Annotated in this window: 16 protein-coding genes; 2 read left to right on the top strand and 14 right to left on the bottom strand. The window is 52.8% G+C overall.

Going from position 1 to position 26,457, the window contains the following annotated elements:
* Positions 1–11 precede the first annotated feature (11 nt).
* The 8 genes from gltB to ACJJIL_RS21075 all read right to left on the bottom strand — a co-directional run bounded on the left by gltB (position 12) and on the right by ACJJIL_RS21075 (position 11,464).
* Positions 12–4,460, bottom strand: coding sequence for a glutamate synthase large subunit (gltB, locus tag ACJJIL_RS21040; protein WP_445360680.1), 4,449 nt, complete (start codon positions 4,458–4,460; stop codon positions 12–14).
* A gap of 343 nt (positions 4,461–4,803) precedes the next feature.
* Entirely contained in the window at positions 4,804–5,889 is a 1,086-nt protein-coding gene (aroB, locus tag ACJJIL_RS21045; RefSeq protein WP_445360681.1) for a 3-dehydroquinate synthase, read from the bottom strand.
* 67 nt (positions 5,890–5,956) lie between these two features.
* The gene (gene aroK, locus ACJJIL_RS21050; protein ID WP_282934602.1) at positions 5,957–6,478 is read right to left on the bottom strand and encodes a shikimate kinase AroK; all 522 of its coding nucleotides are present in this window, start codon (positions 6,476–6,478) and stop codon (positions 5,957–5,959) included.
* Entirely contained in the window at positions 6,478–8,655 is a 2,178-nt protein-coding gene (locus ACJJIL_RS21055) for a type IV pilus secretin PilQ (protein ID WP_445360682.1), read from the bottom strand. Before ACJJIL_RS21055 ends, aroK begins: the two co-directional genes overlap by 1 nt.
* A complete protein-coding gene (locus ACJJIL_RS21060; RefSeq protein ID WP_445360683.1) occupies positions 8,655–9,185 on the bottom strand; it encodes a pilus assembly protein PilP in 531 nt (176 codons plus the stop codon). The genes ACJJIL_RS21055 and ACJJIL_RS21060 overlap by 1 nt, the downstream gene beginning before the upstream one ends.
* Positions 9,182–9,799, bottom strand: coding sequence for a type IV pilus inner membrane component PilO (locus tag ACJJIL_RS21065; protein WP_445360684.1), 618 nt, complete (start codon positions 9,797–9,799; stop codon positions 9,182–9,184). Before ACJJIL_RS21065 ends, ACJJIL_RS21060 begins: the two co-directional genes overlap by 4 nt.
* A 14-nt stretch (positions 9,800–9,813) precedes the next feature.
* Positions 9,814–10,386: a PilN domain-containing protein gene (locus ACJJIL_RS21070; RefSeq protein ID WP_445360685.1), complete on the bottom strand. Its 573-nt coding sequence runs from the start codon at positions 10,384–10,386 to the stop codon at positions 9,814–9,816.
* A 1-nt stretch (position 10,387) separates the two neighbouring features.
* A complete protein-coding gene (locus ACJJIL_RS21075) occupies positions 10,388–11,464 on the bottom strand; it encodes a pilus assembly protein PilM (RefSeq protein WP_445360686.1) in 1,077 nt (358 codons plus the stop codon).
* 148 nt (positions 11,465–11,612) lie between these two features.
* Between ACJJIL_RS21075 and ACJJIL_RS21080 the strand changes: the two genes are divergently transcribed.
* Positions 11,613–14,273: a penicillin-binding protein 1A gene (locus ACJJIL_RS21080; protein WP_445360687.1), complete on the top strand. Its 2,661-nt coding sequence runs from the start codon at positions 11,613–11,615 to the stop codon at positions 14,271–14,273.
* Positions 14,274–14,336: 63 nt separating this feature from the next.
* On the opposite strand, the gene ACJJIL_RS21085 is transcribed toward ACJJIL_RS21080, so the two are convergent.
* From ACJJIL_RS21085 to pilG, 6 genes are all read right to left on the bottom strand, one after another.
* Positions 14,337–14,816: a chemotaxis protein CheW gene (locus tag ACJJIL_RS21085; protein WP_445360688.1), complete on the bottom strand. Its 480-nt coding sequence runs from the start codon at positions 14,814–14,816 to the stop codon at positions 14,337–14,339.
* Between the two features lie 35 nt (positions 14,817–14,851).
* A complete protein-coding gene (locus tag ACJJIL_RS21090; RefSeq protein ID WP_445360689.1) occupies positions 14,852–21,118 on the bottom strand; it encodes a hybrid sensor histidine kinase/response regulator in 6,267 nt (2,088 codons plus the stop codon).
* Between the two features lie 139 nt (positions 21,119–21,257).
* On the bottom strand, positions 21,258–23,399 hold the full coding sequence (locus ACJJIL_RS21095; protein ID WP_413664075.1) for a methyl-accepting chemotaxis protein: 2,142 nt from the start codon (positions 23,397–23,399) through the stop codon (positions 21,258–21,260).
* Between the two features lie 160 nt (positions 23,400–23,559).
* On the bottom strand, positions 23,560–24,099 hold the full coding sequence (locus ACJJIL_RS21100; protein WP_444892581.1) for a chemotaxis protein CheW: 540 nt from the start codon (positions 24,097–24,099) through the stop codon (positions 23,560–23,562).
* A gap of 16 nt (positions 24,100–24,115) precedes the next feature.
* A complete protein-coding gene (pilH, locus tag ACJJIL_RS21105) occupies positions 24,116–24,478 on the bottom strand; it encodes a twitching motility response regulator PilH (protein WP_108731421.1) in 363 nt (120 codons plus the stop codon).
* Between the two features lie 235 nt (positions 24,479–24,713).
* A complete protein-coding gene (gene pilG / locus ACJJIL_RS21110; RefSeq protein ID WP_020413651.1) occupies positions 24,714–25,109 on the bottom strand; it encodes a twitching motility response regulator PilG in 396 nt (131 codons plus the stop codon).
* A 350-nt stretch (positions 25,110–25,459) separates the two neighbouring features.
* On the opposite strand from pilG, the gene gshB reads away from it, so the two are divergent.
* Entirely contained in the window at positions 25,460–26,416 is a 957-nt protein-coding gene (gshB, locus tag ACJJIL_RS21115; protein ID WP_444916177.1) for a glutathione synthase, read from the top strand.
* Positions 26,417–26,457 lie beyond the last annotated feature (41 nt).

Here is a 26,457-nt window from a genome sequence, read left to right on the forward strand (position 1 = left end):
CCACCCCGCCTTTATTCGCCGCGCTTGCGCACGTCGGAAAGAAGATCTGCAAGGCTCGCCGCCTTTGGTTTAACCAGCCAGAAACGGCTCAAGTAATCATCGAAGTTATCCAATAACTCGGCGCCCCAGGCGCTCTGGGTCTCCGCCGCATACTCCTCGATAACTTCGCGCAGGTGACTCTGGTGTGGCTCGAGAATTTCGCTGCTGATTCGGCGCAGTTCGATCAACTCATGGTTGCAGCGATCAAAGAAATCCCGCTCCATATCCAGGACATAGGCGAAGCCACCGGTCATACCGGCGCCGAAGTTAAATCCGGTGCGCCCGAGAACCGCGACCATACCCCCGGTCATATATTCACAGCAGTGATCTCCAGCCCCTTCGACTACCGCAAAGGCACCGGAGTTACGCACGGCGAAGCGCTCACCGGCACAACCCGCCGCAAATAACTTGCCGCCAGTGGCACCGTAGAGACAGGTATTGCCGACAATACTGGTTTCCTGGGAGGCGAATGAGCTGCCTTGCGGCGGTCGTATAACCAGCTTGCCGCCGGCCATGCCCTTACCCACATAGTCGTTGGCATCGCCATCCAAATACATATCCAAACCACCGGCATTCCACACACCGAATGACTGGCCGGCGACCCCTTTGAGGCGCAGTTTCACCGGAGCTTCAACCATGCCCTGGTTACCGTAGCGCTTGGCGATCTCACCAGACAGGCGCGCCCCCAGGGATCGGTCACAGTTGGTCACGTCGTAGCTGAACTCGCCACCTTTAAAGCCTTCGATGGTAGGCAGGATATCCGCCACCATCCGCTCCGCCAGTTCACCCTTATCCCAGGGATCATTCGTCGCGGACTGACAGGTTTGCGGCTTGCTGTCCAACAGCTCATCCGTATGTAATAGAGGCGCGAGATCCAGCTTTTTCTGCTTGTCAGTTTCGCCATCCAGTACGCGCAGCAAGTCCACACGCCCCACCAACTCTTCCAGGCTGCGCACCCCGAGCTTGGCCATCCACTCGCGGGTCTCCTCGGCGACAAAACGGAAGAAGTTCATCGCCATTTCTGCGGTGCCGATATAGTGCTCGTCACGCAGGTCCTTCTTCTGGGTGGCGATACCGGTGGCACAGTTATTCAGATGACAGATGCGCAGATACTTACAGCCGATCGCCACCATGGGTGCCGTTCCAAAGCCGAAGCTCTCTGCACCGAGAATTGCCGCCTTAATCACATCGAGGCCGGTTTTCAGCCCCCCATCGGTTTGTACCCGAACCTTGCCGCGCAGATCATTGGCGCGCAGGGTCTGGTGGGTTTCCGCCAATCCCAGCTCCCAGGGCGACCCGGCATAGCGAATCGAGGTAATTGGGCTGGCTGCTGTGCCGCCGTCGTAGCCGGAGATGGTGATCAAATCCGCATAGGCTTTGGCAACACCCGCAGCAATGGTGCCAACCCCAGGCCGCGATACCAGTTTTACCGAGACCAAGGCATCGGGATTGACCTGTTTTAGGTCGTAGATCAACTGCGCCAAATCCTCGATGGAATAGATATCGTGATGCGGCGGCGGGGAAATCAGGGTCACGCCGGGCACCGAATAACGCAGCCGCGCGATCAATTCGTTGACCTTGCCGCCGGGCAGCTGGCCGCCTTCACCGGGCTTGGCGCCCTGGGCTACCTTAATCTGTAATACCTCCGCATTTACCAGGTAGTGCGGTGTTACGCCAAAACGACCGGAGGCAATTTGCTTAATCTTGGAAACTTTATCAGTGCCAAAACGGGCTGGGTCTTCACCGCCCTCGCCACTGTTTGAACGCCCACCCAGGCGATTCATCGCTTGGGCCAGGGATTCATGGGCTTCGGGGGACAGGGCCCCCAGTGACATGGCCGCCGTATCAAAGCGACGCAAAATCTGCTCTGCCGGCTCCACGTCTTCCAGAGCTACCGGTTCGATGTTCTCCTTGAAGTCCAGCATATCCCGCAATGTCGCCACCGGGCGCTGGTTAACCAGCTCCGCGTAGTCCCGCCACGCGGCATAGTCACCGGTGCTGGCAGCGCGCCGCAGGGTAGTCACCACATCCGGGTTAAATGCGTGATACTCCTGGCCGTAGACAAACTTGTGCAGGCCGCCGGGGGAAACAGGTTTGCGGGCTTTCCAGGCAATTTCAGAGCGGGCCGCCATATCGGCTTGCAGCTCGGGGAAGCCGGCACCTTCAATGCGAGTGGGCGCTCCGGGGAAACACAGGTCCACCACATCCTTGGAAATACCCACCAGCTCGAACAGCAGTGCGCCGCGATAAGAGGCAACGGTGGAAATGCCCATCTTGGACAGGATCTTTAACAGGCCCTTGATAATGCCGTTGCGGTAATTTTTCTGCGCCTCAGCGGCATCCAGCAGTAATTCACCGGTATCGATCAGGTGATTGATAATGCTGTAGGAGAAATACGGGTGTACTGCGGTGGCACCGACACCAACCAAACAGGCCAACTGATGTGCATCGCGGGCGCTGGCGGTATCCACCACAACATTGGAGTCACAGCGCAAGCCCGCATGTACCAGGTGGTGGTGCACCGCGCCCGTCGCCAGCAGTGCATCGATTGGCAAGTGCCCCTCGCGAATATCGCGATCGGACAGTACTACAATCACAGCACCCGCCCGCACTGAGACCTCAACTTTGGCGCAGAGCTGTTCAATCGCCGACTTGAGGTCCTGTTCAGCGGGGTCGTAGTTCAGGTCGAAGATCTCCGCTTCGAAGCCCGGGCGATCAAGGGATAAGAGTGCCGTGTACTTCATATGGGAAAGTACTGGCGAAGACAGGATCACCCGATCTGCGTGCTCGGGGGTTTCCTCAAATACGGATTTCTCTCGACCCAGGCAGGTCTCCAGAGACATCACCACGGTTTCCCGCAGGGGGTCAATTGGCGGGTTGGTTACCTGGGCAAACTGCTGGCGGAAGTAGTCGTAGAGCGAGCGGTTGTAGCGGGACAAAACCGCCATCGGCGTATCATCGCCCATTGAACCGACCGCTTCCTGGCCCGCTTCAGCCATGGGCCGGACGACTTTATCGCGCTCTTCCAGGGAGGAGCTGAACAACTTTTGGTAGACCTTGAATTGCTGGTGGGAGAAGTTGTTGTCCACCGGCGCGGTAACTAAAGTAGAGCGGATACGGCGTGCTTTATCCTTGAGCCAACGCTTATAGGGCTGCGCCCGCTTGAGCATATTATCGATGTCAGCGGTGTGGTAGAGCTTGCCCTCTTGGGTGTCTACCGACAGCATCTGCCCCGGTCCAAGGCGGCCCTTAGCTACAACATCTTCAGGGGCATAGTCGTACACGCCAACTTCAGAAGCCACGGTGATCAGGTCATCCTTAGTAATCACCCAGCGCGAGGGGCGCAAGCCGTTGCGGTCCAGGGTACACACTGCGTAGCGACCGTCGGTCATCACCAATCCAGCCGGCCCATCCCAGGGCTCCATATGCATGGAGATATATTCGTAAAAAGCGCGAAGGTCCGCATCCATTCCTTCAACATTTTGCCAGGCCGGCGGCACTAGCATGCGCACGGCCCGGTGCAGCTCCATGCCGCCCGCCAACAGCATCTCCAGCATGTTGTCCAGGCTTGAGGAGTCGGAACCCTCACGGTTAACCAGGGGCACCAGCTCATTCAGCTCTGGAATCAGGTCAGTGGCAAATTTACTGGTGCGGGCAACAGACCAGTTGCGGTTGCCGGTAATAGTGTTGATCTCACCATTGTGCGCCAGCAGGCGGAATGGCTGGGCCAGGGGCCAGCGGGGCATGGTGTTGGTAGAGAAGCGCTGGTGGAAAACACAGATCGCGGTTTCCAGGCGCGGGTCGGCCAGTTCTGGGAAAAACTTGGGCAGATCAGCCGGAATCATCAGGCCTTTGTAGGAGAGAACACTGGTTGAAAGGCTGGCGATATAGACTTCGCTACTTAAGCGCAACTCGGCTTTGCGACGGGCCACATAGAGACGGGCATTGAATTTCGCCTCGCCGAGGGGCTCGTCTGCATTGTTGATCAGCAACTGCTCAAAGTGTGGCAGGCAATCCCGGGCAATAGGGCCCAGGCATTCCGGGTTAGTCGGTACGGTGCGCCAGCCGACAGTCTTTAGGCCCTGAGCTTGCAACTCAGTTTCGAGAATTTTGCGGGCTTTATCGGCTTCGGCTTGATCTAGTGGGAGCATGATTGATCCCACTGCGTAGGTTGCTGTCAGCTCAGCACCAAACAGGGTCTTGGCTTCTGCGCGGAGGAAAGCATCCGGCTTTTGCAGCAAAAGACCGCAACCATCACCGGTTTTACCATCGGCGGCAATACCACCCCGGTGGGTCATGCAAGTGAGGGATTCAATGGCCGTCTGCACTAACTTGTGACTTGCCACACCGTGCAAATGAGCGATCAGACCAAAACCGCAGTTGTCCTTAAACTCATCCAACTGATACAGACTGCTACCCATAGAATTCCTCGTCGCTATCGATTGGGGGACCACTGGCGCTTAAAAAAAAGAAGTGCCTGTTATGGGCGAATGTCACTTTAAGCTTCGCGCTACGCTCTCCTGCGGTCCCTTGGAAAAAGATCCCGAGATAAAAAAAGCCCTCTGCTGGGGCTTTTTTTGTTGTTATTGGCGGTTTTTTGCCCCGCCTTTCCTTTCGGGGGGGCGCAATATTACTTGTCCAACACTACATTTTCAACTTTTAGCAGTGTATTAGTCTGTCAAATCAAACAAAACCAAACTTATCTTCTAGCAGCTAACCTTTCTGGTACTCAGTCCTATTATTTAGACAATAAGAGCAGGGTTATCACTCGGCACCACAGTTTTTCAGTGCATTTATAATCATTTTTCTGGGGGTATCATCGACAATAATTGCTTCTCCCAGTGCCTTTAGCAGCACCAAACGCAATTTTCCGTCCAGCACCTTCTTATCCACCTGCATTACTTGGAGGAATTCATCGGTTGTCATGCCCTGCGGTGCCTGCTGCGGCAAATCAGCCGTCTCTAGCATCGCTCGCAACCGTTCCACCAGCTCTGCATCGATATCTCCGCGCAACCTGGATAACTCCAGCGCCATAACCATTCCGGCGGCAACGGCCTCACCATGTAACCAACTGCCATACCCCTGCACTGCCTCAATAGCGTGGCCGAAGGTATGGCCAAGATTCAGTATCGCCCTACGACCACTCTCGCGCTCATCACTGGCAACAACATTCGCCTTGTCGGCGCAGCAGCGCTCAATAGCGTAAGCCAGTGCATCGGGCTCCCGAGTTAATAACTTTTGTAAATTCTCTTCGATCCAATCGAAGAATGGGCTGTCACAGATCAATCCGTATTTAATGACCTCGGCGAGGCCTGCGGAAAATTCACGTGCAGGCAATGTGGCAAGGGTATCGGTATCCGCAAGGACAAGGCGGGGCTGGTGGAAGGCGCCAATCATATTTTTACCAAGGGGATGGTTAACGCCGGTCTTTCCCCCAACAGAGGAGTCAACCAAAGACAGCAGGGTAGTCGGTACCTGAATAAAGTTAACCCCGCGCTGATAACAGGCTGCAGCAAAACCGCACATATCTCCAACGACACCACCGCCCAACGCGATTAGTGTCGTAGTGCGGTTGTGACGCTTTTCCAGCAGCACATCAAAAATTCGATTCACTGTGTCGAGTGATTTAAAAGCTTCACCATCGGGAAGCTCGACAACATCCACTTTATCGAGCCCTTTTAGCCCTTCCAATAATGTCGCCAAATAAAGAGGAGCAATAGTTTCATTGGTAACAATGCAAACTTGCCGGCCTTTAATGTAAGGGAGGATATATTGCGGGTCACCGAGCAAACCTGAACCAATAATTATCGGATAACTACGCTCGCCGAGTTCTACGTTAAGGCTTTGCATACTGCTCTCAATCCCCTAGTGCTTATCTCAACAGAAGTGAGACGCACTTTAGCACAGACGCTTGGGACTAATCGGACAGCAGGCTGCCTAAGTGTTCTGCGACCAGGAGGGATGCTTGCTTGGGGGAGAGGTCATTGGTGTCGCAAATAATATCTGCAACCTCACGATACAGAGGCTCGCGTTCCTGCAAAATTTCCGCAATACGCTGACGGGGGTTGGGTACACGAAGCAACGGGCGATTGGTATTCTTAGAAGTGCGCTCCAGAAGCTGATCGATATTGGCCTGCAAATAAACTACATGGCCATATTTTTGTAGCTGGCGTCGATTCTCCTCGAGCAAAACTATTCCGCCACCGGTACCGATAACCTGGCACTCACCCTGGCAGAGTTCTTCCAATATTTCACTTTCACGACGACGAAATCCCGCTTCGCCTTCCACATCAAAAATCCAGGGAATATCCGCACCAGTGCGCTCTTCCAGCACTTTGTCGGTATCGGCAAAAGGCAGCTGCAATTGCGCTGCCAACAACCTGCCGATAGTAGACTTGCCGGCCCCCATGGGGCCGACCAGGAAAATAGAGCGGGTGATCACTTAGAGTAAAAAGCCTCATCTTCAAGAATACGCGGTGTGATAAACATCAGGATCTCACGTTTATCGTCCGTGCGTATAGTCTGTTTAAACAAGTTACCGATATAAGGAATATCGCCCAGCAAGGGAACCTTGGTTTCACTCTCTACAGCGGTACCTTCAAAAATACCACCGAGAACAATTGTTTCACCATTGCGTACCAATACTTTAGTCGCCAAGGTGTTGATATTAATAGAGGGGACTTGGCCATCACCCACACTTACATACTCACCCACACTATTCTGCTCAATATTTAGAGACATAATGATGTTATTGTCTGGAGTAATTTGAGGGGTCACATTTAACTCCAGTACCGCCTCCCGGAAGGTAATAGAAGCAGCTCCAGAAGAAGTGGTTTCCTGATAAGGGATCTCGACACCAGATTGTATCGTGGCTTCCTGTTTATCGCCGGTAACAACTTTTGGCTGGGAAACAACCTCTGCGAGTCCACTATCCTCTAAGGCGGATAATTCCAAGCCAAGGAAGAAGTTATTCTTCAAAATATGATAGGCAAGACTACCGGCTGGGTTAGTGACTCCAAGATCAACCAACATTGGGTCAAATTCAGTACTTAGCTCTGCCAGGGAAGTGTCTTCTTCCAACCAGTTACTCGCCGAGGTTAGGCCATAAGTACCATCACCAATTTCGGTAAAATCAGCATAATCCCACTGAACACCTAGTTCTTTCTGGAAGTCACTAGTAGCAGTTACAATTCGCGCCTCGATCATCACTTGGCGGATCGGGATATCAATTGCCTCAATTAATGCTCTAAACTGTACAATTTTATCTTCAGTATCCGTCAAGATAATTGTATTAGTGCGTTCATCCACAATTGCACTACCACGGGCAGAAAGCATTGTAGGAGTGTTTGAGTTTCCACTACTACCACCTCCCGCAAATCCACCTTGGCCAGCACCTCCGCTCTGTCCTCCAGAGAAGAGTTCAAATAACTCCCCTGCATCAGCATAGCGAACACTAATATATTCCGTTCGCAGCGGAGCCAATTCTTCTAACTGCTTTCGGGTTTCAAGCTCCTGGCGCTCTCGTTCAGCGATCTCAGCAGCCGGTGCAACCATAATGACACTGCCTTCCTGCCGCTTATCCAACCCTTTTGCTTTTAGAATAAGCGCCAATGCTTGATCCCAAGGAACACCGTCAAGACGCAGGGTAATACGGCCTTGAACTGTATCACTTGCTACCAAGTTCAGGTCTGTAAAGTCAGCAATCACCTGCAGTACGGAGCGAACTTCGATATCCTGAAAGTTGAGTGAAAGCTTCTTACCATCGAACTGAAACTCTTTCTCTTTTTCACGAATCTCTTGAGCTGTAAGCGGCTTAACACTTAATACATATTCGGTGTCCGCCTGATATGCCAAGTAATCGTACTCAACATCGCTTGGATCAACTGAAATAACAGTGTTACGTCCATCATAATCTACAGTAATTGAGCTAACAGGAGTCGCGAAATCTGTAACATCCAGTCTCTGGCGTAAAGACTCGGGCAGTTCGGCCCCCAGGAAAGTCAAATAGATCTTTCCGTTTGTACGCTCAACATCAATATTAACCGCAGGATCTGTAAGACTGACGATTACCTTACCTTCACCCTCCTCACCACGGCGAAAATCTACATTGTTGACAGCCACACTCCCTGAGGCTCGGAACTGCTTGTCACCGCCCAAACTCATGCCAGCATCATGTTGCGGAGCAGCAGCGACACTAGCTTCACCCTCGGAAGAGTCTGCTCCTATCTCCATTACCAGCTGATTACCCTGGCGCTCACTGGAGTACACCGGTAACTCATCCAGATTAACGATAAGGCGAGTGCGATCTTCGCTGGACACAATGACCGCACTTCGCGCGGCTCCAATGCCCAGAGAGTATTTCTTTTGCGGAAGCACACTTTCTACCCCGGCAAAATCTAAAACTATTCGCGCGGGTTGCTCTATTGTGTAACCCGTTGGTTCTGGAGGTGTATCACTAAAGGTAAGGCGAAGCTGGACCCGGCTACCAGGCAACTCAGCAAATTGAATATCATTGAGCTGGTTTACCTGAGCATTGGACGCTATTGGAAATAACAACAAACCCAGCAGCAATAGCTGGAATCGAGTCATTAAAAAGGCGAACTGTTTATTGTTCATTATCCGTTGTCCCTCTCTTCCAACGCCAGAGCCCTCGGCCGTTCAATCCAGCCTCCGGTGCCATCCGGTATAATTTCTAAAATATCGAGCTGTGCATTAGTGGCATTCACTACTCGGCCATGATTTTTTCCGAGATAATTGCCAACAGTTATGCGATGAATTCCGCCAGCGCCATCGTCTATCAGAGCCCAGATCTGGCCATCACGTGACAAGCTACCAACCATCGATAGCACATCAATATTCATTCCCTCTAGTAACTCTCGCTGACGAGTTAAATCTGGAGCAACATCTAACCTTCGTCCCACTATACGCTGTTCGGACTCAAGAACGGGCTTGGTAAAGGGACTTCGCTGAGCAGTGGCAACATAAACATAGGGGCTGTAAGGGGTAAATGTCGGTATAGGCTCAATTTGACCTTTCGGCCTCCGTTCCACTTCAGCCATTCGGTTACGCAACTCACTGTGATCTGAGTTTAATTCGCACCCGACAATTGATAGCAGAGCAACTGCAATCGAGAGGTATTTAATCATCCCTCTTCACCTTGATCCTTATAGCGATAGGTCTTGGCGTTGATTGTCATACTGAGCAAACCGCCTTCTTTATCATTTACTATTTTAAAATCATGCAAAGTCACGATTCGGGGCATACCAGCAATACCACTCACAAAAGCACCAAATTCATGATATCCACCTTTAACGAATATCTGGATCGGTAACTCTACGTAAAATTCACCAACCCGCTCCTGCTGCAGGTCGATATCACTTATCGTTAGGCCACTTCCCCGTCCATACTCATCAATATCTTCGAGTAAACCAGGAACTTCGGTGTCTTTGGGTAGCTGTTTGAGCAATGCACCAAAAGTCTGATTCATTTCCTCTAATTGAAGTCGATAGGCCTCTAGGTTGTGGGCCTGTTCCTGCTTTATTTCAAACTGCGCAAACAGCTGCTGCTCTTTGCTTGCAGCCAGTTCAAGCTGCTGATATCGATCACTAATTAAAAAATGATAACTAAGTCCTACAATGATCGCCGATACAATAATCAGCAGGGCTATGCGGCCAGGTAAGGGCCAAATGCCCATGCGGGAAAAATCGATATCATTGATGTCAAGCTCATTGATCTGCTTTAGCGTATCTGCCAGTGCCATGGTGCGGTCCCTTATTATTTCGCAGCGCCTTGGTCATCTTCCTGCTTTCTACCTGTGACATTAACCGTCAACTCGAAAGCACTCGCTTGCTCGCCATGTAGCGGACTAGCAGTAACTCCTGCTAAAGCAGGAGACTCATACCAATCAGATTGATCCAGATTTCGCATAAAAGAAGAAACCCGATTATTAGATTCAGCCACACCAGACAGGGATAACTTATTACCCACTCGCTCCATAGAGCTGAGCCATACACCTTCTGGCGTAGCCTGAACAAGTTCATCAAAGTAACGTACAGCAAGTGGCCTGTTGCCCTGTAGCTCCTGAATTACCCGCATGCGGTCGATCAATTCTTGCCGACGTTTTTTCAGGTCTTTAATTTCTTTTACCTGAATATCCAACTCACTTATCCTGTTTTTCAGGATTTGATTGCCTTCATTTTGATAGATTATTTGCTTATCAACAGTTTTCATCCAGCCGAACACGGCTGCAGCCACAGCAAAAACAACAACAACTATGATTTGCTGAAATTCTTTTTGCTTTTGTGTGCGATATTCCTGACGCCAAGGCAGAAGGTTAATCTTTGCCATATCAGTAGTCCTTCTCCCTCATCGCCAACCCTGTGGCAATCATTAGTGAAGGGGCTTCATTTGCCAAAGCCTGGCGATTAACCCGTGAAGACACACTCATTTTGTGAAATGGATTAGCAACCAATGTCGGTCGACCCAGCTTCTCGCTAACAAGTTCACCAATTCCTTCCATCGCCGCAACTCCACCGCCGAGAAGGATATGGTCCACATCACTATATGAGGTAGAGGAATAAAAGAATTGCAAAGAACGGGTTACCTGTTGAACTACCGCATCTCTGAAGGGCTCCAACACTTCAGCAAAATAGTCATCCGGTAGGCCACTACCGCCCTGGCGTTTCGCCAGAGTCGCTTCTTCTACTGAGAGCCCATAGCGACGCTGAATCTCATCGGTGAGCTGACGCCCCCCGAAGAGTTGTTCGCGGGTATACACTGTTTTGCCATCCACAAGAACTGACAGGGCACTCATCGTCGCTCCAATATCAATCACGGCTACGACTAGCTGCTCTTGAGGAGGGAGCTGATCTTCCAGCAATGTGTAAGTTCGCTCTATTGCGTAAGCCTCAACATCCACCACACCGGGTTCCAGTTCGGCCTCACCCAACGCAGAGATCCGCTGTTCAATGTTTTCTGTGCGGCAAGCTGCAAGTAAGACCTCCATTTGACCTTCCCCCTTCTCGGAAGGCCCCTGCACCTCAAAGTCCAGGCTGACTTCTTCAAGCGGATAGGGAATATATTGGTCAGCCTCGATTGCGATCTGGGCTTCCAATGCTTCCTCAGTGAGGTCCGCCGGCATTTCGAGGGTCTTGGTGATCACCGCTGATCCAGACACAGCAACGGCAGCTTCGCGTAAGCGCGTCTTGGAGCGTCGTACAACTTTGCGAATAGCCTCAGCCGTCGCCCCCACATCATTGATATTCTTATCAACTACAGCATTGGGTGGGAGAGGTTCCACGGCGTAACTTTCGACACGATATTTGTCGCCGTTGCGACTTAGCTCCAGCAACTTGACCGCAGTAGAGCTAATATCGAGTCCCAACATGGCCTTGGGGCCTTTGCTCAGAAAAGGGAAAATTCCCATTTTTTCTTATCTTTTCCGTGGGTTATGAGGGTTTGATGTTATAGCACTTTAAATTAACGCTTCAACCTGCATTTGCATAGGTAATAGCGCACAATATTCGTATAATTATTCACCTAATCACTTTGATGAAGTACACAGAAGCAGTTTCATGACCGTAAAAGCCCGCAATCGTCTGCTCGCACTGCTTTGGCTCGGCCTTGCCGGTGTAGCCGCTACAGCAATGGCCCTGGCCAGTATCTATCTCTACCTCAAACCGGGGTTGCCCTCGGTGGAGAGCCTCCGCGATATCCGCTTACAGACCCCTCTGAGGGTCTACTCACGGGATATGAAACTGATCGGTGAGTTCGGTGAAAAGCGGCGCAACCCTATCACGATCGAGCAAACGCCAGAACCCTTTATCAAAGCGATTCTCGCCGCCGAAGATGCAAGCTTTTACTCCCACAATGGTGTTTCCATCAAAGGTTTGATGCGGGCCGCCTCGCAGCTGATTAAGACCGGCTCTATCCAGTCTGGTGGTAGTACACTGACAATGCAGGTGGCGCGCAACTTCTTTCTCAGCCGGGAACAGCGTTTTGTGCGCAAGTTCAATGAAATTTTGCTATCGCTGCAAATCGAGCAGGAGCTGACCAAGGACGAGATCCTAGCCCTTTACATCAATAAGATCTTCCTGGGAAACCGCGCCTATGGTTTCCAGGCTGCAGCTCAGGTCTATTACGGCAAAGATATCAAGGATCTGAATCTTGCCCAGTGGGCTATGATGGCGGGACTCCCCAAAGCGCCATCGACCTTCAACCCTCTCGCCAACCCCTCCCGAGCCCTGGTACGCCGCAACTGGATCCTGATGCGGATGCTCGATCTTGGCTATATCAATCAGGATCAATATAACCAATCTATTACTGCGCCAGTAACAGCCAGCTATCACAGCCGCGACCTCGACCTGGATGCACCCTATATTGCCGAGATGGCACGGAAAGAGGCAGTAGACCTCTTTGGCGACAACGCTTATACCGATGGCTACCAGGTCATAACAACGGTAGACAGTCGCCTGCAGGAGTCGGCTCGCAATGCGCTTCAGCACGGTCTGGAAACCTATGATGCGCGCCACGGCTATCGTGGCCCAGAACAGCGTCTTGCACCGGAATTGCTGCAAGATAGCGACCAACTTATCGATTTACTCAACGAGATTCCGATTCTCGGCGGTTTGGAACCCGGCGTTGTCACCGCAGTAGAACCCAAGAAACTTCAAGTTCAACTGAGAGATCGGCGCGTAATTGAATTGCCTTGGAGCAATGGGCTCAGTTCTATCAGGCCCTATATTTCTGAGAGCGCTAGGGGCGCACGCCTTCAGTCCGCTGAAAAAATGTTTGCGCCCGGAGATGTTATTCGGCTGCGCAAGGTCGTTAAGGAAAAGAAAGAGAGCAACTCCAGTAGCGAGATGATCGCCACTGCTGTAGATGAGCCCCTTCAGGCCGATCCGTTTGCGGATCCCGAGAGCGGTGATACCAAGCCTGCTGAACCCCAGGTGACTGAAGAGTGGGTTCTAGCCCAGGTCCCGGAAGCACAGGGCGCCCTGGTATCTATTGAGCCCGAAGATGGGGCTATCCGCGCCCTTGTCGGTGGTTACGACTTCCGCCAAAGCCACTTCAATCGGGCTACTCAGGCAGCCCGGCAACCCGGCTCCAGTTTCAAGCCCTTTATTTACGCCTCGGCGATCGAGCGCGGATATACAGCGGCAAGCATTATCAATGATGCCCCGATTATCTTTGAGGAAACCAACCTGCAAGATGTATGGCGGCCTGAAAATGACGGGGGGACCTTCCTCGGCCCAACTCGCCTGCGTATGGCTTTGTACAAGTCCCGCAATATGGTCTCAATCCGGTTGCTACAATCCCTCGGGCTGGACTACGCCCTTGGCTTTGTCGAAGGCTTTGGGTTTGAGCGCAGCAAGCTCGCCCGCAACCTGACCATTGCTCTGGGTAGCTCAGCTCTCACGCCCCTGGAGATGGTGCGAGGCTATGCCGCCTTCGCCAATGGTGGCTACCGAGTGGAGCCCTACCTGGTTGACCGGGTATTGGATGTTAATGGCGAAGTCCTGTACCAGGCACTGCCTCTCACGGTATGCGATAACTGTCCCGAGCCGGGCACCGGCTCTGAAACCCTGTCCGCTGAACCCGTCGATCTCGCGGAATTACAGCTGGAAGGGCAAGGGGTCGATCAGGGTGAAGAGCCTGCGGAGCTACACTTACTGCCCGTTGGCCCCCTCGACCCAAGCAAGAGCCAAGCGCGTCCTCGCGCTCCGCGAGCCATGTCTGCAGAGACGGCATACATAATGGATTCAATGCTTAAAGATGTTATCAAAAAGGGTACCGGGCGCCGCGCTCTGGCGATGAAGCGCGGTGATATTGCCGGAAAGACCGGTACCACCAATGGTCCACGGGATGCGTGGTTCTCGGGTTACAGCCCCTACCTGGCAACCAGTGCCTGGGTTGGCTTCGATTCCTATGGCGAACTGGGTAAAAATGAATACGGTGGCTCAGCCGCCCTGCCTATCTGGATCGATTTTATGAGCAGTGCCCTCGAAGGTCTTCCCGAGCGCCACCTGGCTCAACCAGATGGCATAGTTACGGTACGCATCAACCCTCAAAATGGCTTGCGCACCTCTTACGGCGGCATGTTTGAGATATTCAGAACCAACCGGGTGCCGGGCCGCGAAGTGTATAACCCATATCGCAACCGCTACACCGATGACGATATGGATATGCCCAGCCAGGATGGCCGGGAAGATTCTTTACCGGAAGAGCTGTTCTAAGCGAACAGCCCAACCAAAAAAGGGGCCTTTGGCCCCTTTTTTGGTAATACATTGCAAAACAAGTCAGTCACTGCGATAGCGCAGGCAGGCCCGCTCTAATCCCTGCAGGTCGGGAATAACCGCCTCCTCACCAGAAAGCGCCACATGCATTAACTCTCCAGGGCTTAGCGGCTGCTCTCGCAGTGCCAACTCCTCAGAGGTAACCCGTACCAGGCGCGGAGTGCCGCGCAAGAGCAATGCAAAATACGGCAGCTCACCATCGGGATTTCCCGTACTCAGCACCGCAATACGCCCCTCTTCTGCAACTGCTCCCAAGGCACCGCCACGCATCACTTCAAAAGATACCACTGGCAGGCGCTGTTCCCGCCAGATCAGATCTCCCAAATACCATTCGGGCACATCTTGAACTGCCATCGGCGTTTGCATTGCAACAACCTCTGAGAGGCTGTCCACCGGCACCAGCAGCTGCCCCTGTTCAAGGGGCAATAACAGGCTGCTCACTTCCTGGGGGACATCTACCGGCAGCGCTTCAACTTCACTCATTGCCTATCTCTATATTATTCCTGATATTTGCCGTTTCAGCTTCCTACAGCTTCTGCATCCGCGTACTCACGAATAGCCGCCAACAGTACATCTTCCTGGTAAGGCTTACCCAGGTAGTGGTTAACTCCCAGGGACATAGCGTGATCGCGGTGCTTATTACCGGTACGCGAGGTGATCATTACGATAGGAATATCGCGCAGGCGGCTGCTGGAGCGAATATGGCGGGCAACCTCGAAGCCATCCATACGCGGCATCTCAATATCCAGCAAGATCAGATCCGGGATCTTATCCTGCAGCTGGATAACCGCATCCTGACCATCCTTTGCAGTGCTAACCAGATAGCCCTCTCGCTCCAGGAAGCGCGTAGTTACCTTGCGCACTGTAACCGAGTCGTCCACAACCATAACGGTCTGCTGGCGCGCCTCCTGCTCGGACTGCACTTCAGGCTCTTCCTGAATTTGAAGCTGCGGCACTTCCGGCCTTGCCAACTGAGTGGCCTGGCGACGCAGCAGGGCGTGTGCGTCGAGAATCACCACGACGCTACCATCACCAGTTACTGTTGCACCTGATACCCCTTGAACCCCGGAGAACTGCGGGCCGAGGCTTTTCACTACAATCTCGCGACTGCCCTTAATGGCATCCACCTGTAATGCCATAGCGTGCCCTTCAGAGCGCACCAACAAAACGGGCAGTTGCATATCATCGACACTGAGCTTGGGTTGAGCACCAGACTTCAGCAGAGTACCGAAATAGCTAACCTGATAGAGTTCCCCGGCGTATTCGAAACGCGCATCATCTGAGCGATAGTAGTGCTCCAGCTCAAATGGGCTGAGGCGCACAATACCTTCGATGGTATTCAGCGGCAGTGCAAACAGGTCATCGCCAATTCGCACCATCAAAGCGCGGTTAACCGAAACTGTGAACGGCAGACGCACGACAAATTCTGTTCCTGCGCCTGCCTCTGAGTTGATATGGACGCTGCCACCGATCTGCTTAAGCTCGGCGGATACAACGTCCATTCCCACACCCCGGCCAGAGATCTGGGTAACTTTTTCTGCAGTGGTAAAACCGGCCTGCAGAATGAACTGAAGAATCTCATTATTCGAGAGCTCAGCATCCGGCCTCATCAGGCCATTTTCCACCGCCTTTTCACGCACCCGGATCAAATTGACACCGGCACCATCATCGCGGATGGTGAGGACAACTTCACTGCCCTCCCTTTTCAGCGCCACATCGATACGCCCACGCTCAGACTTGCCGGCAGCCAAACGCTCCTCTGGCATTTCAATGCCGTGGTCCACAGCGTTGCGCAGCATATGCTCCAGTGGCGCAACCATACGCTCCAACATGGACCGGTCCAGCTCGCCTTCAACGTTGGAGAATCCCAACTCGACCTGCTTGCCCAGCTCAGCACTTACTTGGCGCACGATGCGACGCAGGCGCGGTACCAGACGGGAGAAAGGTACCATGCGGCTGCGCATCAGACCTTCCTGCAATTCGGTATTTACTCGGGACTGCTGGAGCAACAGGGTCTCTGTATCCCGCGCCTTGTTATTCAGAGTGGAGCGCAGCTCCATCAAGTCAGATGTGGACTCCAGCAGGGAACGGGATAACTGCTGAATAGACGAGTAACGGTCCATTTCCAGCGGATCGAAGTCGCCGTCCTGTTCTGCCAACTGCTCCTGGCGGAACAGGATCTGAGCCTCGGTCTCGCGGTCCAGGCGGCGCAGCTGTTCGTTGAGACGCACCAGCGTCACATCCATCTCGTCCAGGGCGAGACCGAACTCACTCATCTGCTCTTCAAGACGACCACGGGAAATTGCAGTCTCACCGGCGAGGTTTACCAACTCCTCCAGAAGTTCAGCAGCTACACGCACCATCTCCTGGGGCTGGTTCCGGGTCGGTGCCGCTACCTCCTGCTCTGCATTACCGGCCTTGCGGATAAACGGCAAAACGTTATCGCTTTCCTGACCTACAGCGATCTCGGGCAGCTGCGTAGCAACTACATCAGCATCCGGCTGAGTACTCTCGGTCGCAATGACTTCATCACCTTGTTCCGCATCCGCTACGAGAACAGTTTCTTGAGGTTGTTCGTCTGAAACTTCAGATTCAATAACTGCTTCTGCAGCTGCCGAGTTAGCCGGCTTCTGATCCGCCCAATCGGTGCTGACCAGCTGTACAAAAGCATCAAGCTGTTCACCAGCCATCCAGGCGCGAACTGTCTCTACTCCATCGGCGAGACGATCGTGGATACCATGGGCATTGGCGAAGAAATCTGCGGAGGGACGATCGTTGTCGCGCATGCCTTCGATCACCGTTTCAAAACGGTGAGCTACTTCACCCAGCCCCATTAGGCCTGCCATGCGTGCGCCACCTTTAAAGGTGTGCAATACACGCTTCAGGGCTTCACCTTGCTCGCGGCCTTCTGGCTCCTCCTCCCAACTCTGGATCAGTTCCTCCAGCTCATCGGTAAGATCTCCCGCCTCCTCCATAAAGACGTCGACAACATCCGGGTCAATGTCTGCCAGCAACTTCTGTAAATCGACTGACTGAGCGGAATCCTGTGATGACACCTCGCTATCCGGTTGCTCGATAATCAGGTCACCAACAGGCTCAACTTCCGGTACAGAGAAGGGTTCTTCAAATTGAGAAACATCCTCAACGGCGGCCTCAACTTCTATGGCCTGCAATTGAGGAATTTCTGAATCCTCAGCCTCACCACCGAGAGATTCCCCATCGTGTGACACCTGTAATACAGGTGGCTCAATCCACTCATCAGGGGATGCATCTGAAACCAGAAGCTCGGTTACTTCCGTGGGCTCCGGCGCCTGCTCTTCAGGCTCGGCAATAGCCAGTGCTTCGCTATCGATTCCCAGTTCATTGAGATCGTAGTCATCTTCAGCTGAAGAGCTGGTTTCCTCACCCTGAGCCAGGTAGCGAAGCGCCTCTTCCACAGCTTCACTGACTTCAGGGAGGTCTTGTGCTGCTGCTACTGCATCGATTAAATCGAGCAGCTCGTTGTGTCCCTGCTCAAGAGAGGCCCATAGTGCGGGCTCCTGCTCAAGGTCACCAGCAAGGACTTTGCGATAAACATTCAGCAACAGCTCAGCGAGCTCGGCCAGGATCGGCAACTGCGCCCGGCTGGCCGCCTCCTGCAGAACATTGAGTTCGTCAGCGACCAAAACAACACGACTTTTATCTGCCGGGTCGGCGCGCCACTCAGTCAGCATTTGGTCTGCATCAAGTAGCACCCGCATGCCATCAGCCATCAAGACTTCGAGAAGCTGGGGATCGACCGCGCGAGGTTCATTCGCCTCGCGCTCGCGAATCAAGTGGCCTACAGAGCGCTCCTGCAATTCGGCAACGCGAGCAAGGAACTGTTCCGATTTCTCTATTGCGAGAGGCTCTGAAGAGCGAATCTGTTCCAGCACTTCACGCACATAGGTGGCGCTATCATTGATCAGATCAAAAATATCTGCATCGATAGGCACCTGATAAATACGCAGCTCTTTAGCGAAGCGCTCCAGTGGCGCCATAATTTCGGCAACCACTTTGACTTCCGCCATATGTGCGGAGCCTTTTAGTGTGTGGAGTGCCCGGTGCATTGGATCGCTCGGAACACCATACAAAGGCGCGGCAGCCTGCATATCCAGCAGATACTCATCTACGACATTGAGGTGCGTCTCTGCCTCCTGGGCAAAAATTTCCCAGAGTTGAGCCAGGTCTTCTCCGGTGTCCTCAACAACGTCAACTGCCGCGATACCGCCTGCACTTTGGGCTTCCAGATCAGCGGGCATCTCTCCCGCACTCAGCTGCTCAGCCCAAGCTTGTAACTGCAGGGTAAGCTGCTGATCGGGGTCGCTCTGTCCGTGTTTAAACGCCTCAATCATTGAGGGGAACTTCTGATACACCTGCTCAATCAGGTATACATGGGCAGGCCCGGGTTTCACACTGCCATCGATAACCCGGTTGAGCATATTCTCCACAGACCAGGCCAGCTCACCAATATCCAGGGCCTCGACCATACGGCCCGACCCCTTCAGGGTATGGAAGCCCCGACGAAACTCTACCAGGGCATCCTGATTGGCAAAATTGGCAGCCCACTCCGGGAAGTAGCAACTGATATGCGCAAGAACTTCCCCGGCTTCTTCCAGGAAGATCTCGATAATTTCATCGTCAATCAGGCTCTCAGTGTCATCACCGAGTTCCTCTGCCGTGTCCGCGACCTCTGCAACTGCAGCAATCGGCTCAACCTCAGCAGACTCTACCATCGGTGCAGCTTCAATGAAGTCAGCAACCTCAGCAGGCGCTTCCTCAGCCTCAGGAGTCTCTATCCCAGTTTCAACTTCAAGTGCCGGGGCAGCTTCAACCTGAGGAGCCCCATTAGAGAACCAAGATTCCTCCGGAACTGACTCTTCGTCGATTTCCAGCTCGGACTCCACAACAGAACCTGCGTCCTCGACAGGCAGCTGCAAAGTTATTGCAGATGACTCTTCCGCTTCTATTTCAGCTTGAGAGTCCAGAGGCTCGTCAGAAACCACAGTGGTTTCGTCATCGGGGATTAAATCATAATCAACAAGATCTGGCAGTTCGGGTTCTGATACCGGGGACACTTCGAGACTGGCGTCGGCCTCACTCTCGTCGGCGATCTTCAGCGAAATGCCCAAAGCCTCTACGCTATCTTCAGCCAGTGCCAAAAGCATTTCTGCATCAGCCAGACCTTCCGCACGGCGCTCCAGGTAGTATTCAACACTGGTAATGGCATCTGCCAGAGTATCCAGCATTGTCCATTCGGGCCGTTCTCCAGCCTCAATCAGGGAGCTGCCAATATAGCGGTTGCAAGCGGAGATGATTTCACCCGCTCGCTGGTAACCCACCATTTCGAGACCACCACAGACTTCCTGTAAACGCTGTGGCACACGACTCAGGTAACTGATATCCCAATGGCTGGCCACATACTCCATGACCGCTTCTTTTACCGCTTCCAGACCGAGTCTGGCCTCGCGTAATACAGAGTCAGTGGCGTCGCCCATAATGGGCTGCTCATCGTCGACTTTTTTATTGCGATCGACGGTGGCGGCAAGCGCTGAATCGAGCTGAACCAATTCCCCGGCGGCACGCATCAGGTACTCTTCAACATCAGTACCACGGGAGGCGTCGCGAAGGTCTTCGTAGACACTGCGAGCGCGAACCCGCTGCGCTTCCAATCCCAAAATACCGAGTGTATCCGCGAGGCGCTTGGCCACAGCGGCCGTATCTGACAGCGAAGGTTGTTCTGTATCGGTTGTACTGGGCTCCAGTGCTTCACGCACCAATTGCAGTTCATCGCGCACTGCAGCAATTGCACTGCCGAGGGCTTCTGGCCCCATCGCCAATACATCTTCAGTATCCGGGCGAGGCGTACCGGGAACCGCCTTATCTAGTGCGAAGCGCTGGTAGAGTTTCTCGCAGTGCGGCCCATTCGGACCGGCGAGGTAGACATAAAAAAGTAGGTTGCGCAGAAAGTCCTGATCCAGGCGCGCGTCCAATACCTTTGCGCCACGCCCCTGCAACAACCTAAATTCAATATCCACCTTGCGCAGTAAATGGCGCAGTGCGGGCTGCACATTAATACGGTGTTCGCCGAGCGCCTCCAAAATACCGAACAGTACTTCCCAGAGGGATTGGCGACAGCTGCCACTGTAGAGCAGCTGCATTTTTTCAATAATCTTGGTGAGGTAAGCCAGGCTTTCGCCGCTGTTTACATCCCGGATCAGACCCGCAGCCGCAACGTGATACATCTTGCGCAACTTGGTGACCAGGTCATTTAGGCGGGCGCTATCGGCGACGAGGGGCTGGCGCTTTCCAATCACCGTTGCCAATGAAGACAATTCTGGCGAGAAAAGTGCTCCTTCACTGATCAATCGCTCGCGGCGCACTGCGCGCAAGTCATTCATCAGGGGAAGTAAGAGAACGGCATTATCACGACGCTGAAAAGAAACCTTTTCGAGATAAAGGGGCAACTCCAGCAATGCACGCATCAAAAATTCGCGCGTCTCGTCGGTATTTTCAACCGCACCAGTGGCGAGGGCCTGGATAAGTTGCTCCATCTCTTCTGCTAACATCGCGGCACCACTGAGCTGTGCCATATGCAAGCTACCGTGCACCTGGTGCACTAGCGACAAGCTGTTTTGCAGAAGAGAGGCACCCGCATCGGGTTCTACAGCGAACGTCTCAAGAAATTGGCGCGCTTGTGCCAAAGTCTCGTTAATTTCACCGATCAGCCAATCCAAGGCCATGAAGTTCGGATTGTCGTGACTCACGCCAAGTCCCCAATAATTTATTCAGTACTCAAGCGCTACAGTTTTCTGCGAGAAAAACCCGCGGATTTATCGGAAGCAATTCCGTGCGCCCCTTTTGCGCCCGGCCAACTTTCATAATGGCCGGGCATTATTGTGTGGGTTAGGCCAGGGCCCGGTCTTCGCGGGACTCCAATGAATGAGTATCTTCACCTTCAATAGCGAAAGTATCTGTATCCATTTCCGGCAATTCCACGTCATACAGCTCGCTGTTGCTTTCAACACTTTCCTCTTGCGGAAGTTTGAAGCCGGCAACGGATTCGCGCAGTGCACTCGCGGTCTGCGCCAGGTTACCAATGGACTGGGCGGTAGCTTGGGTACCCGCAGAGGTCTGCGAGGTAATTTCCTGAATCACGTTCATCGTGTTGGAAATGTGGCCTGCAGACGAAGCCTGCTGACGAGCAGCGTTAGAAATGTTCTGAATCAACGATGCCAGGTTGTTGGATACACTTTCAATTTCTTCCAGTGCAACACCCGCATCCTGGGCCAGACGAGCTCCACGTACCACCTCACTGGTGGTTTGTTCCATGGAGATTACCGCCTCGTTGGTATCGGACTGAATCGCTTTTACCAGACCTTCGATCTGCTTGGTTGCAGCTGCAGAGCGCTCCGCAAGTCGCTGTACCTCATCCGCAACCACCGCGAAGCCTCGACCGGCATCACCGGCCATGCTCGCCTGGATCGCGGCATTCAATGCAAGAATGTTGGTCTGGTCGGCAATGTCGTTAATCAAACTTACGATATCGCCAATTTCCTGGGAGGATTCACCCAGGCGCTTAATTCGCTTGGAGGTATCCTGAATCTGCTCGCGGATGTTATCCATGCCTTTAATGGTGTTCTGTACCACCTTGGCGCCATTACTTGCGATATGTACCGAGCGCTCGGCTACCTGGGCAGATTCGGAGGCGTTGGCAGATACCTGGTCAATGGTGACCGCCATTTCGTTAACCGCAGCAGAAGCTCCGGCAATTTCCTGTGCCTGGTGCTCAGAGGCCTCGGCGAGGTGCAGTGCAGTCTGCTGGGTTTCCTGGGACAAGCCAGATACTTCCTGTGCAGCACCATTAATCCGCGATACCAGCACACGCAGCTGGTCAATAGTAAAGTTAATGGAGTCGGCAATTGCACCAGTAAAGGCTTCGGTTACCGTTGCAGAGGTGGTCAAGTCACCGTCGGCGAGGTCGGCCAGCTCGTCCAGCAACTGCATAATCGCGTGCTGGTTACGCTCGTTGGTATCTTCCTCTTTTTTCAGGTTTCGGCGGGTACCGGAGAATGCCATCGCCATCATACCGAAGATCAACAAAACGAAGACCAAAGCCAGTGCAGCAATGGTCAAGTTGTTGGGCTGGCGATCATCTGAAAGGTTTACGATTCGGTCATTCAGCGTACTCAATGCTTCGATCAGCTGGGGAGATGACGCGATAATGCCGTCAGAGGCCTGGCGGGTAGCAAACAGGGCTGGAGTTGCTTCGAAGATATCCCGTACGGAGGTGCTTACGAAGCCGAACAGCTCAGTAATTTCATCCAATGAGTGGCGAGCCTCTTCATCGGTAATACGGGAAATCCCCATCACCACATCGCCGCTCTTCATACCGTCAACCACCTTACCGAAAAGACTGGCGTCGGTATTAAACTGGTCAGCGGCGGCTTCGGCATCATCGCCACCTTGGAGCATTTTATCGATATTTCGACCAATACGCTCCGCACGCCATACCTGCAACTGGGCCTGTTCCACCTGATTTGCCGGGGCGTTGTTAGCCAGCAGAATTTCTACAATATTGTTGTGCTCCGCCTGTAATTCCGGAAGCGAGTCACTCAGCGTTGAAGCGATATCGTTAAGAAATACGATGGTTTCCTGGTTGCCGATAATCGTGTCGACCTGCTCGCGCAAGCTGCGCCAAACCTGATCGTAGGCAGACAGCTGAGCACCCAGGGCGCGGCGACTATTGTCATCCATTCGCTGAAGCTGGTTCCAGGCATTAGCCATTTCTTCGGTAACATTTTCCAGCTCGGTAAAGGCCTCACTATCGCCTGCGGTTGCCGCCGGCGCATAGGAAACTACCTGATAGGAAAGGGCCCGCAACTCGGCGACTTGCTGCAGGTACTCTTTATCCTGCTCGTCTCGAGTCTGTACCAAATAAATACTGACAATAAGCCCCGCCAGCGTGGCGAGTACCAGTAGACCTAATACCAGCGCGGCAGGGTTACTGCGCAGCGCGGAAAAGGAACTCTGGGAGCCTGGTTTCATAATTTACTCCTAGCGGGCCATTGCATTAGGCCGGTTTAATACCACTTTAGTTTTAACGCTTTAATGACAAGACCCCTCAGTCAGTGCTGTACATCCCTGCACTAATTGCGGGCCATCCGGTCGACCACCCTCGGCTACCGGAAAGAAAGAACTGGATTAGTCAGCGTAAAGCTGCATCCATAAAACGCGCATCCTTGATCAGTGCCCGCATATCGAGAACGAGCCAACGATGCTGCTGTAAAACAAACTGGCCGTGCACCATTGGCGCAAATGGTTCACTCAAATCTGTCGGTGCCTCACGGGCATACTCAAACGCCAAGTGCTGCATCCCAAACAATTTATCCACGATAAGCCCCACGTAGGTCTTATCCCTCTCGAGCACCAAAACACGACGTTGCTGGCGCGGACCTGAGAGGTAGCCGCCATAAAAAGCTGCGAGATCAATAAGGGGAAGCAGGCGACCACGAACATTAGATACGCCTTTTACCCAAGGCTGAGCGCCCGGAATAAAGGTGTGTTGTGGCACTTCGAGCAATTCCACAACGTCATCCATGGAGGCGACAAAGTGGTTATCCAGAAGAGAGAAACCGATACCGGTCCAGTAGGGTTTGATTTCCCGGCGGCCAGGCAGGCCAGTGGCCTGCGCTTTGGCGCGCCGTGCAATATCAACCAGAGCTAAATAAGGTGTTTGTGACTGCACTTTTCGCAGCTGGCTATTAGGCCAACACCTCCCCGATCGCATCCAGCAATTTGCTCTCATCGACAGGTTTGGTCAGGTAAGCCCTGGCTCCCTGGCGCATACCCCAGACACGGTCTGTATCCTGATCTTTGGTAGTTACCATAATGATCGGAATTTCACCGGTATTGCTGTCTTTGCTCAATTGGCGGGTGGCCTGGAAACCGTTGAGACCCGGCATCACAATATCCATCAGGATCAGGTCGGGGCGTTCGGCGCGGGCTACTTCAACTCCGCTTTCACCGTTGGGAGCGGTGATTACTGCGTGGCCATTTTTTTCAAGAATGGTTGTCAGCTTATGTGTTTCTGTAGGAGAGTCATCAACTATTAGTACTCTTGCCATCATTTCCCCCATGACATCTTTTCGGCAACAACTACTGCGCTCGGCGGTTTTTGTTGTGATTATCCTCGCTAGCATGTGCCGAGATGCACTATGACTACCGATAGTGTGGGTACAAAAATCAACCGGTATGTAACAACCGGAAAATCTGTACTCTAATTAAATTTTGGTACCGAGCTTGTGGGCACAATGCCCACAATGGAGTCCGTTATCTATATTTTCTTTTTCTGTAGGCCACTTATGCGGCATGGTGCGGCTTGGCATGAGCGGAAATAGCACCCAGCAGCTCGCTCTTACTAAAAGGTTTGGTCAGATATTGATCGCAACCAACAACACGCCCTTTTGCCTTATCGAACAAACCGTCCTTACTCGACAACATTACAACAGGGGTGGAGCGGAATTCGCTGTTATTTTTTATTAACGCACATGTTTGATAGCCATCCAGGCGCGGCATCATAATATCGACAAAAATGACATCCGGACGGGAGTCCGCGATTTTTGCTAACGCATCAAAACCGTCTGTCGCGGTGACCACGGTACAGCCCGCCTTTTGCAGCAACGTCTCCGCAGTGCGGCGAATTGTCTTACTGTCGTCGATCACCATGACAGTCAGACTTTCCCAGTTAAGCTCCATAGTCTTTTTTGAATCCCCTGTTTACTTATTTTCGGGCACGCGAAAACTTTAGTTGCGCCCTTTTTTCAAACCGCTTGCGGGGTCCGGGCGCCTAGCCTGGCGAAGGTCGCACGCTGAGACGAACTTTTATCACAGAACCCCAGGCGAATCTAGCTGAGTCGACACACTGCAGGCGACGCAGTTCAAATTATCACCACTTATACATTCATTGGAGGTATTGCGTTAAGAAGGTTGCACCTTCGCAAAGCTGCTCTTACCTTATCTATCCAACAACGCTGGTAGCGGCCACAAATTTGGGAGCAAAACCAGTGATAACTGGGATAGAAATACCCAACGATTTGGAAACCCGTATGAATTATTCCCTCGGTGTGGTGATGGACCCCATCGCCCAGATCAATTTTAAAAAAGATACGACGCTTGCACTGTTACAAGCCGCACAAGATTGTGGTTTCCAGCTGTTTTATTTCGAGCAGAGCCATCTTTACCTTGAGAATGGACGCGCAACTGGGCGCGGCTGCCCTATGCAGGTTTTTGATGATGAGAATCGTTGGTTTTCTCTGGAAGAGTCTAGAGAAATGCCACTCGGCGACCTGGATGTAATCCTGATGCGCGTCGACCCTCCCTTTGATAATGAATATGTTTATTCCACTTATATTCTCGAAGCCGCAGAGCGCGAAGGTGCGACGGTAGTCAACAAGCCCCAGGCTCTACGCGACTGCAATGAGAAAATTTTTGCAACAAGTTTCCCCCAGTGTTGCCCACCGGTTCTAGTTAGTCGCGATATGGCCAAGCTGCGGGAATTTCACCGAACTCACCAAGATGTCATTTATAAACCTCTGGATGGCATGGGTGGCGCAGGAATCTTCCACTGCAAACCAGATGGCGCCAATCTTGGAGCAATTTTGGAAATGCTTACCGACCACGGTCGCCAGCAGATTATGGCGCAGCGCTACATCCCCGAAATCAAAGACGGCGACAAGCGTATCCTGGTCGTTAATGGTGAAGCGATTCCCTATTGCTTGGCGCGAATTCCCGTAGCGGGTGAGACTCGCGGCAACCTTGCAGCCGGCGGGCGCGGTGAAGCACGCCCCCTGACCGATAGGGACCGCTGGATCGTTGAGCAAGTCGCTCCCACCCTGAAAGAAAAAGGTCTGTTATTTGTCGGGCTGGACGTTATTGGTGACTACCTAACAGAAATTAACGTTACCAGTCCCACTTGTGTACGGGAAATTGATGCCGCTTACAATACGGACATAGGCGCGCGACTAATGAGCGGCATCACACACCTGCTGGCACAAAAAAGGTAAACTGGGCGTTTGATAACTCTCAGGGCGGTTTACCACTGAGA

The sequence above is a fragment of the Microbulbifer maximicatervae (SeqCode) genome (genome assembly GCF_052468095.1).

Excerpts from the sequence above, each read along its gene's own strand:
- ACJJIL_RS21060 (WP_445360683.1), bottom strand. The coding sequence starts at position 9,185 with ATGATTAAATACCTCTCGATTGCAGTTGCTCTGCTATCAATTGTCGGG.
- ACJJIL_RS21085 (WP_445360688.1), bottom strand. The coding sequence starts at position 14,816 with ATGAGTGAAGTTGAAGCGCTGCCGGTAGATGTCCCCCAGGAAGTGAGC.
- ACJJIL_RS21080 (WP_445360687.1), top strand. The coding sequence starts at position 11,613 with ATGACCGTAAAAGCCCGCAATCGTCTGCTCGCACTGCTTTGGCTCGGC.
- aroB (WP_445360681.1), bottom strand. The coding sequence starts at position 5,889 with ATGCAAAGCCTTAACGTAGAACTCGGCGAGCGTAGTTATCCGATAATT.
- ACJJIL_RS21065 (WP_445360684.1), bottom strand. The coding sequence starts at position 9,799 with ATGGCACTGGCAGATACGCTAAAGCAGATCAATGAGCTTGACATCAAT.
- pilH (WP_108731421.1), bottom strand. The coding sequence starts at position 24,478 with ATGGCAAGAGTACTAATAGTTGATGACTCTCCTACAGAAACACATAAG.
- ACJJIL_RS21095 (WP_413664075.1), bottom strand. The coding sequence starts at position 23,399 with ATGAAACCAGGCTCCCAGAGTTCCTTTTCCGCGCTGCGCAGTAACCCT.
- ACJJIL_RS21055 (WP_445360682.1), bottom strand. The coding sequence starts at position 8,655 with ATGAACAATAAACAGTTCGCCTTTTTAATGACTCGATTCCAGCTATTG.
- ACJJIL_RS21075 (WP_445360686.1), bottom strand. The coding sequence starts at position 11,464 with ATGGGAATTTTCCCTTTTCTGAGCAAAGGCCCCAAGGCCATGTTGGGA.
- gshB (WP_444916177.1), top strand. The coding sequence starts at position 25,460 with ATGAATTATTCCCTCGGTGTGGTGATGGACCCCATCGCCCAGATCAAT.
- ACJJIL_RS21070 (WP_445360685.1), bottom strand. The coding sequence starts at position 10,386 with ATGGCAAAGATTAACCTTCTGCCTTGGCGTCAGGAATATCGCACACAA.
- gltB (WP_445360680.1), bottom strand. The coding sequence starts at position 4,460 with ATGGGTAGCAGTCTGTATCAGTTGGATGAGTTTAAGGACAACTGCGGT.
- pilG (WP_020413651.1), bottom strand. The coding sequence starts at position 25,109 with ATGGAGCTTAACTGGGAAAGTCTGACTGTCATGGTGATCGACGACAGT.